The sequence below is a fragment of the Dolichospermum sp. LEGE 00246 genome, from assembly GCF_015207865.1.
Classification (GTDB): domain Bacteria; phylum Cyanobacteriota; class Cyanobacteriia; order Cyanobacteriales; family Nostocaceae; genus Dolichospermum; species Dolichospermum heterosporum.
Window position 1 is genome coordinate 1 of sequence record NZ_JADEWA010000630.1, and the last position, 2,333, is coordinate 2,333.

Genomic DNA, 2,333 nt, shown 5'->3' on the forward strand with positions numbered 1-2,333 from the left:
ACTCCCCCCACTCCCCCTACCCCCTACCTCCTCTACGTACGTCCACGCAAGAAAACATAAATCTGATTGAGATAACTTTCCCATACTTGGGTAGTAAGTTGCAGGGTTTCTGCATTAGGAACAAAGTCTTCTACCCGTAACCCACGGGTGCTGATTGCTTGAGGATTTTGGAGTAAATAGGAAGGGATATTCGCAGTCAGACTATTGAAGGCTATGGTTTGAGAATTTATCTCTACCTTATGTGGGATGATATTTTGCTGAATATCTGAGATTGTGAAATTAGGATTTGCCAGATCAAAGGCCACTAAGGTAGATGGGGCAGTTGGCTGATTGATGTTCATCTCCCCAACTGTAGCAACGGGTGATCTGACTAGGAAGTAAGCGATCGCTGGTGTGCTGGACAAAAGCAAAACCGTCAACGCCCATCCTAATAAAAAACCGCCCGGTTTATCAATGCCACCGCCTTTGATTTTTTGAGCAGCTAAAAACAACATTAAAACCGAAGCACCCAAGGGCTTGAGCGGGAAGGAGATAAATCGCCACAACGAAGCCACCGCTGGTTCACTAGGATTGAGAAATGCTAAAGCTAAAACAACAATGACCAACCCTAAAATAAATCTGCCGACAAAAGTTACTGATGGATAGAATCTTTGGAACAAAGAAAAGGCTACAACACCAATTAAGAGCCATAGCAAAACCCGGCTTAACAACTGAAACATAAATTAACTCTCTAATTTTTTAGCGCAGTAAGCCTAAAGACCGCAGGAAGTGGATTAATTTTATCGTCAAGCTGACTTAAAAATACCTCACACCTCACAACCAAAGATTACCGCCGTAGTGATTTTAGTGCAATTTTTTGACACCGAGTGTATTATTTGCGATTTTCCCCAAGGGGAATTTTTAAATTATTTGTCTATAAACGAATTTATACACTTTTAAACCCACACAGATCATACAGATCCCCGACTTCTTCAAGAAGTCGGGGATCTGGCACTTTCCTACCACTCAGTTAAGAATCTCTGTCTATTGACATACCAGCATAATCAACCCTTTGATGGACGGTCTTAATCATAAAAATAACTAATGTGTACATATTAGAACTAACAGAACAGAAAAACTAATAACCCAATTGTACCAGGTTCTAATGTTGAGAATAATTTGATATTTGATGACATCAACTGATGGTGAAACTGCAACGGGAGCAAAATTATCAACCTGTTGCCTGCAATATCCATAAAAAGTGGAGAGGGAAATAGTATGTCTCTTTTGAAAATCAAAGAATTTGATCCGAATTATCGAGAAAGTTTTGAAGGCAAAGACATCAAAGGTATGGGTGTCTATGCAACCGCAGATGAAAAAATTGGCACAGTCAGCGATATTTTAGTAGATGAACAAGGACATTTTCGCTATTTCGTTGTTGATTTAGGTTTGTGGATTTTTGGGAAAAAAGTTTTATTGCCGGTTGGTCGTTCGCGCATTGATCATACATCTGAACGGATTTATACAGTGGGAATGACCAAACAACAAGCAGAGAATTTACCCGAATTTAATGAACACAAAGAAATTGATTATAACTATGAAGAACAAGTCAGGGGAGTATATCGTTCTGAAGCATTCTTAGAAAGTTCCGGTTCTGTAGATACAGCCAGTTCTCGACCTGCGGGAGCTACTATGGTAGCCCCTCCCATAGCCCCACCAAGAAAGTCAGGTAACGGTAGCGGCTATGACTATCAACAAGAACCTAATTTATATGCCTTGAATGATCAGGATCATCAAACTTTCAAACTATATCAAGAACGATTAATTGCCAACAAAATCCGCGCCAAAACAGGAGAAGTTATTGTTGGGAAACATACGGAAACAGAAAAGGCGCGGGTTTCAGTCCCCATAGATAAAGAAAGAATTGTCATTGAGCGAGTTACTCCTACAAATGCTGGAGAAACGGTGACTTTAGGTAGCGACAGCTTTGGTACTACAGAAGTGAGTCGAATAGAACTTTATGAAGAAACTGCGGATATTCATAAAGAAGCTTTCTTACGAGAAGAAGTCAGAGTTGATAAAGTTGTAGATCACGAAACTATTGAAGCGGAAGAAACTCTGCGCCGAGAAGAATTGGATGTTAATACCCAAGAACATCCGAATGTGGAAAGAAGATAAAACCCAGATTTCGCGTTAGTAAATTTTCCATTAGGAGTGGATTATGAGTGTCAGTAACCCAGCCCTAAAGGGACTGGGCTTGCAAGAGTAATCAAGCAAGCCGTACTGACCAGACCACCCTGAGCGTTGTCGAAGGGTAGCCGTTATTTGAGTCACGACACCTCGGAATGCGTTCG

Annotated in this window: 2 protein-coding genes; one reads left to right on the forward strand and one right to left on the reverse strand. The window is 40.8% G+C overall.

The window, feature by feature from the left end; all coding sequences use genetic code 11:
* Positions 1-32: 32 nt before the first annotated feature.
* Complete coding sequence (locus IQ228_RS24875) at positions 33-719, reverse strand: hypothetical protein (RefSeq protein WP_027401914.1); 687 nt, start codon at positions 717-719, stop codon at positions 33-35.
* Positions 720-1,257: 538 nt separating this feature from the next.
* Here IQ228_RS24875 and IQ228_RS24880 point away from each other — a divergent pair.
* Positions 1,258-2,157: a DUF2382 domain-containing protein gene (locus tag IQ228_RS24880; RefSeq protein WP_193964818.1), complete on the forward strand. Its 900-nt coding sequence runs from the start codon at positions 1,258-1,260 to the stop codon at positions 2,155-2,157.
* Positions 2,158-2,333: the final 176 nt, after the last annotated feature.